General features: G+C 33.3%; 7 protein-coding genes. All 7 read left to right on the top strand.

Features of this window, described 5'->3' with window-relative positions; all coding sequences use genetic code 11:
* The first annotated feature begins 191 nt into the window (after positions 1–191).
* Positions 192–326, top strand: coding sequence for a hypothetical protein (locus tag B5D15_RS15815; RefSeq protein ID WP_278305576.1), 135 nt, complete (start codon positions 192–194; stop codon positions 324–326).
* A gap of 100 nt (positions 327–426) precedes the next feature.
* A complete protein-coding gene (locus B5D15_RS14850; RefSeq protein ID WP_078697879.1) occupies positions 427–1,875 on the top strand; it encodes an ABC transporter substrate-binding protein in 1,449 nt (482 codons plus the stop codon).
* 229 nt (positions 1,876–2,104) lie between these two features.
* Positions 2,105–2,902: a carbohydrate ABC transporter permease gene (locus tag B5D15_RS14845; protein ID WP_242948769.1), complete on the top strand. Its 798-nt coding sequence runs from the start codon at positions 2,105–2,107 to the stop codon at positions 2,900–2,902.
* Between the two features lie 5 nt (positions 2,903–2,907).
* Positions 2,908–3,747 carry a carbohydrate ABC transporter permease gene (locus B5D15_RS14840; protein WP_078697878.1) on the top strand — a complete coding sequence of 280 codons (840 nt, stop codon included), beginning with the start codon at positions 2,908–2,910 and terminating at the stop codon, positions 3,745–3,747.
* An 18-nt stretch (positions 3,748–3,765) separates the two neighbouring features.
* Complete coding sequence (locus tag B5D15_RS14835) at positions 3,766–5,322, top strand: glycoside hydrolase family 43 protein (RefSeq protein ID WP_078697877.1); 1,557 nt, start codon at positions 3,766–3,768, stop codon at positions 5,320–5,322.
* Positions 5,323–5,373: 51 nt separating this feature from the next.
* The gene (locus B5D15_RS14830; RefSeq protein WP_078697876.1) at positions 5,374–6,396 is read left to right on the top strand and encodes a LacI family DNA-binding transcriptional regulator; all 1,023 of its coding nucleotides are present in this window, start codon (positions 5,374–5,376) and stop codon (positions 6,394–6,396) included.
* A gap of 13 nt (positions 6,397–6,409) precedes the next feature.
* Positions 6,410–6,922, top strand: a 513-nt coding sequence (locus tag B5D15_RS14825; protein WP_143287342.1) for a family 1 glycosylhydrolase, incomplete at its 3' end; no start/stop codon positions are given.

Raw genomic sequence — 6,922 nt, 5'->3', positions numbered from 1 at the left:
TTATAGCATTTAATCTTATGCAGTTATATTTTTTTAGATGTATTAGAGGTTTTAGGAAGAAAAGAATGCTTCAAATAAATATTATTGAGGATATAAGAGATGAGAGATTTACAATAGAAGATACCTGGAATAATCCAGTATTTGAAAAAACTTAATGAAACAATAAAATTGGAAATTAATTATTTAAATTTTTGGGGGTAGGGGGAGTTATAACTATTTTTGCAACCTATAGAGCTGGTGGAATACCATTTCTTCAATATGATACAATAAAATGCAATTTCAGTAAAAATAAAAATTCTACTGGAATTTTGCTGCGAAATCTCTGATATTTTTATTAATTTATTGAAAATTCGAAACGAACCTGATACAATAAAAATATAGTAAAAAAAGAAACCGGTTTCTATTAAAATTTTTGGAGGGGGCACTATGAAAAAAATAATTTCTTTTGTTCTATCAATTCTTTTAATTGTTGGACTTTTTTCTGGGTGTGGGAAGAGTGAAACATCCAACAATAACACTAATACTAATACAAATCAAACACAAAATGAGCAAAAGGTTCTTAAAGTTTGGTCCTTTACAGATGAAGTTAAAACTATGACGGTTGCATTTCAGGGCAAAAATCCAAATGTAAAAATCGAGTACACGATGATTCCTATGACAAATGGAGAATATCAGACAAAACTTAAATCAGCACTTCAAGCTGGAGAGGGCCCAGACGTAGTAACCCTCGAAGCATCATTCGTCAGAGAATTCATAGAAAGCGATTATTTAGAAGACCTTTCAGATTTACTTCCAGTTGCAAAGGATCTTAAAACATATCAATTTACAATAGATATGGGAACATATGAGGGGGTTACAAAGGCTTTTTCATATCAGGCGACACCTGGTGCTTATTTTTACAGAAGAAGCCTTGCTAAAAAATATTTTGGAACCGATGATCCTGAAAAAATTCAAGAACTCGTTTCTGACATGAAAAAATTTGAACAAGCAGCAAAGGTTATAAAGGAAAAATCTAAAGGAAATACCTATATGGTTGCATCAGTTGGAGATTTCACAAATCTATTCTTTGCAAATAGAGAAAAACCATGGGTTGTTGATGATAATTTAGTTATTGATCCTAAGGTTGATGAATTATTTGAAATAGCTAAATCCTTCAGACAGAATGGTTATGAGGCACAGGCAAATCAATGGCAGGAAGGATGGTTTGCAGGCATGAATGATTCCCTTGTTGATGCAAAGGGAAATCCAAAGCAGATATTCTCATATATACTTCCAACATGGGGACTTCCATATGTTTTAATGCCTAACTCAGCTCCAAAGGAAGTTAAGGTTGAGGGTTCGGACAAGACTAAGACAGTAGGAAAGAACACAGCTGGAGATTGGGCATGTATTAAAGGGCCTATGCCATATCAGTGGGGAGGAACATGGATTGCAGCAGTTAAGGGTACAAAGAATTTAGACCTTGCAAAGGAGTTTATTAAGTTTGCTACTTTAGATGAAGAAAATCTTAAGAATTGGGCACTTGGAGTATATACAAACGAATACCTTAAAAAGATTGATCCAACAATAGGAGATAAATTAGCACAGGGTGCTGGGGACTTTGTTTCAAGCCAAAAGGTTGTTGAAGAAATTGCTTCACAATTTGATAATGCAGAAACTTCAAAGTTCCTTTCAGGACAAAATTCATATAAGAGCTTTGCTGAAGCAGCACCAAATATAAGCTTGAAATTAATTCAAGGAACAGATGATGCTATTCAGCGTGCACTAAACGACCCATTAAGCAACTATGCTTCAGGTAAGGCTACAAAGGAACAGGCTATGAAGCAGTTTAAAGATGCAGTAAAAAATGCACTACCAGATTTGAATGTTCAATAGTTTTTAGAGGAATCTGCAATAATTGCAGATTCCTCAATTAGAAATTATTATTTTAGGAAAGGGTGTAATAGCCTTGTCGGAGAATGTAGTAAAAGCTAAAAGGAAAAATTCTAAAATTAATAAGAATTATTATGGGTATTTGTTTACAGCACCTTTTATTATAGTTTTTTTACTTTTTAGTTTTTATCCTCTTATTTATACGTTTTATTTGAGTTTTACAAATATGACTATGATGAGCAAGACATATAAGCTGGTAGGATTTGAAAATTTTGCTAAACTGTTTCAAGATAAATTTTTTGTTCAATCCTTAATAAATACTTGGAAAATATGGCTTTTAAATTTCATACCTCAGATTGGTATTGCAATGCTTCTTGCTGTCTGGCTTACAAGCAGCAGACTTAAAATAAAGTTTGTTGGTTACTGGAGAACTATTTTTTATCTTCCTAACATATTAATGCCTGCTACCATTGCGGTATTGTTCTTTAATTTCTTTTCATTTTATGGACCTGTAAACCAGGTTGGGGTTCGCTTAGGTATTTTTAAAGACGCTATAGATTTTTTTAGAAATAGCGGCTGGACTGTTTCAATTGTTGCATTTATTCAATGGTGGATGTGGTTCGGTTCTACATTGATAATCATTATGGCAGGTATGACATCAATTTCACAGTCTTTTTACGAATCGGCTATGGTTGATGGAGCAAATTCATGGGATATGTTTAGAAAAATTACTCTTCCTCTTTTAAAGCCAGTATTAGTATATATTTTAGTTACTTCCCTTGTAGGCGGTATGCAGATGTTCGATATTCCATATATGCTAACTGATGGCAGAGGTTCACCTAATGGCTCAATTATGACGATGAATATATTGATGTATATGAAATTTTCAAGCAATAAGGGACATATAGGCGCAGCAGCAAGTGTGGGAGTTATGATATTTATAATAACATGTCTTTCAGCGCTTTTAATAATAAAGCTTCTTAGTGATAAGACAGATAGAAAAACAAATATAAAAGGTAAAAGGGGGTAGAGAATATGAATTACAGTAGTAGAACTAAAATGAATAGAGGTTTAGTATATTTGGTTTTAACAGTATTGCTTATAATATGTGTTATTCCAATATGGATACTTCTTGTTAATGCAACACGCTCAACCCCTGAAATACAGCAAGGAATAAGCCTGATACCGAGTAATAATCTTATGGTTAACTGGAAAAACTTAACTAATAGAGGGTTTAATATATGGAGAGGTTTTTTAAATAGTGCCTTTATTTCTGTATCGGTAACGATTCTTACAGTTTATTTTTCATTAATGTTTGCATATGCGATTCATGTTTATGATTTTGCATATAAGAAATTTCTATACGGCTTAATATTGGTTCTTGTTATGGTTCCAACACAGGTTTCAATAATAGGTTTTTACAAGTATATGTCTATGTTAAATCTTTTAAATAGTTATGTTCCACTTATAGTTCCAGCAATTGCTGCACCAGGCTCTATATTCTTTGCTATGCAGTATTTAGAGTCATCGATTGTAAAGGAACTTATAGAAGCGGCAAGAATAGATGGATGTGGAGAACTCACAATATTTCATAAAATAATGTTTCCTATTGCAAAACCAGGAGCTGTTACGATGGGAATTTTTGCATTTGTAGGTTCTTGGAATAACTTCTTTACTCCTTTTGTTTTGATTTCAAAAATGAAAAAATATACTCTTCCTATGCTTGTTCAAACTCTAAGAGGAGATGTGTATAGGACTGAGTATGGGAGCATTTATTTAGGACTTGCAGTATCAATAATTCCAATATTGATAGTATATATATTATTCTCAAGATATATTGTAAATGGAATTGCAATGGGATCTGTAAAAGAATAATATAAGGTGGTAGGTTTTATGATTAAAAATCCTGTACTTACGGGTTTTCACCCAGATCCCAGTATAATATGCGTTGATGATACATTTTATATAGCAAATTCAACATTTGAGTATTTTCCAGGGATTGCAATATCAAAATCAAAGGATCTTGCAAATTGGGAGACGGTAAAATCGCCTCTTGATAATCTTAATATGCTTAATATGATAGGAAATCCTAAGTCGGGAGGCATATGGGCACCATGTCTTTCATACAGCGATGGATATTTTTATTTGGTATTTACTGATGTAAAGAATTGGGCATTTGGTCCCTTTAAGGATGCTCCGAACTATATAATTAAATCAAAATCTATTGAAGGACCGTGGAGCGATCCGATATTTATAAACTGCTCGGGATTCGATCCGTCTCTTTTTCATGATGATGATGGAAAAAAATATATAGTAAATATGGAGTGGGATTACAGAAAGCAGGATAAGGAACAATTTTCAGGTATATTACTAACAGAAGTTGATGCTAATACATTAAAACCAATTAAAGAATCTGTTAAAATATTTAAAGGATCAGAGCTTGGACTTGTAGAAGGACCCCATCTTTATAAAAGGAATGGATATTATTATTTGATTACTGCAGAAGGTGGTACAAGTTATGATCATGCAGTTACTGTTGCTCGTTCAAAAAACATATATGGTCCCTATGAAATTCATCCAAACACCCATCTTGTAACATCAAGATTCAATAAGGACTTATATATTAAAAAAGCAGGACATGGAAGTCTCTGCAAAGGAATGGATGATAGGTGGTGGATAGCCTTTCTTTGCGCAAGACCTATTGACGAAAATGGAAGATGTCCTTTAGGTAGAGAAACGTCTATTGCGGAAATTGTTTGGGTTGATGACTGGCCATATATTAAGGATGGAGGAGTTAATCCGCCTTTAGAGTTTGAAGGGTATGGAGATAAAAAAGAAAAAAAGATATTCGATTATAGATTTAATGATGGAAATTTCAAGCTTGACTTTATGTCTTTAAGAAAACCAGCAGAGTATGAAATTTTAGATAATGGTGTACTGAGGTTATTTGGAAGACAATCATTAATGTCTAATCATAACCAAAATATGCTTTTGAGAAGGCAGACAGATTTTAGGTTTGAAGCCCAGACCTGCCTTGAATTTAAATTTAATCATTTTCAGCAGATGGCAGGAATAATATATAGATATGATGAACTTAACCAATATATGTTGAGGGTTGCTTATGATGAAAATATTGGGCAAAAGTGCCTTAGAATATTGTGCTTAAAAAATGGACAGTTTTCTATGGAACCTGATTTTGAAATACCTGTTGGGGATGGCAAGTTATATCTTAAGTTAACTGTTAAGGATACCTCAGGAAGGTTTTACTACGCAAAGGAAGATATGGAGTGGATAGAGATTCCATATAATGTGGATGTAACGGTTTTATCAGATGAATATGCAGATCCAATGGGATTTACAGGTGCTTTTATAGGTTTAAGCTGCATTGATATGAAGGATTATAGTTGTTATGCAGATTTTTATTATTTTAAATATAGAGTTTTGGATTGATTGAGAAAATATATGTTATAATTTATTATAAATGGATTTGAGGGATATGATATGGTAACAATTTACGATGTAGCAAGGGAAGCAGGCTGCTCTCCAGCAACTGTATCGAAGGCTTTTAATAATTATAAATCAGTTAGTGAAAAAACTTATAAAAAAATAATGGACACTGCAGACAAATTAGGATACACTCCAAACAACAGTGCAAGAGCTCTTGCAACAAAGAAAACCTGGCTAATTGGGGTTATTTTATCTGAAGAACTTCATACGGGAATTACACATCCTCATTTTAGCGGAATTCTTCAAAGCTTTAATACGAGGGCAGGGGAGTATGGATATGATATTGTATTTATAAGTAAACGATTTGATAATAGGGAGATATCCTATCTTGAACACTGCCAATATAGAGGCGTTGATGGGGTTTTGCTGGCTGTAGGAGCTAAATTTAATGATGAAATAAAATGTATTTTGGAAAGTGATATTAAATGTGTATCTATTGATGGTATTTATCCTAATAAGTATACTATGATTTCAGATAATAGAATGGGAAGTTTTCAAGCGCTGGAGTATCTATATTTTCTTGGACATAGAAAAATAGCTCATATAGCATGTCCGTTAGATAGCATAGCGGGGAGAGAAAGATATGATGCCTATAAAGAGTTTTTAGAAATGAAGGGTTTAGAGTTTAATTCAAAATATGTTGTTGAAGCAGAAGACTTTACTCATGAGGCAGGCAAAAAAGCTTCACTTGAGCTTTTGCAGCAGTCCTTTGATGATTTGCCAACGGCTGTTTATGCAGCGTGTGATGATATTGCATATGTCTCTATGACGATATTCCAAGAGAAGGGATTTCGAATCCCTGAAGATATTTCAGTTGTTGGATTTGACAATATAAAACTTTCAGAGTTTATGACACCGCCTTTAACGACTATAGAACAGGACAGGGTGGAGATAGGGAAAAGGGCAGCGGATATATTAGTAAGCTTAATTGAAGGAAAAAATATTGATGAACCTTATGAAATAAGGATTCCAACGAAATTAATTATGAGAAATAGCTGTATTCGTATAACTGAATAGATGGAGGGCTAAAATGTTAGATAAAAATTTTATATTTGGAGTTGCTACATCATCCTATCAAATAGAGGGTGCACATGATGAAGATGGGAGAACACCCTCAATTTGGGATACATTTTCAAAAACTAAGGGAAAAACCTTTAATATGGATAATGGAGATGTTGCATGCGATCATTATCATAGGTATAAAGAAGACGTAGAATTAATGAAGGAATTAGGTGTTGATGCATATAGGCTTTCTATATCATGGCCTCGCATATTTCCTAAGGAAGGTGAATATAACTCTAAGGGGATGGAGTTTTATAAAAACCTTTTAAAGGAGCTAAAAGAGAAAGGTATTAAGGCTGCAGTAACCTTATATCACTGGGACTTGCCTCAATGGGTTCAAGACAAAAACGGATGGGAAGACAGAAACAATATAAATTATTTTTTAGCAGAGATTTCGCAGCAAAATTCCAGTAGAATTTTTATTTTTACTGAAATTGCATTTTATTGTATCATATTGAAGAAATGGTATTCCACCAGCTCT

Source organism: Caloramator quimbayensis, from assembly GCF_900167605.1.
In the GTDB taxonomy this organism is placed as follows: Bacteria; Bacillota; Clostridia; order Clostridiales; family Caloramatoraceae; genus Caloramator_B; species Caloramator_B quimbayensis.
This window is presented reverse-complemented; position numbering and strand designations above follow the sequence as displayed.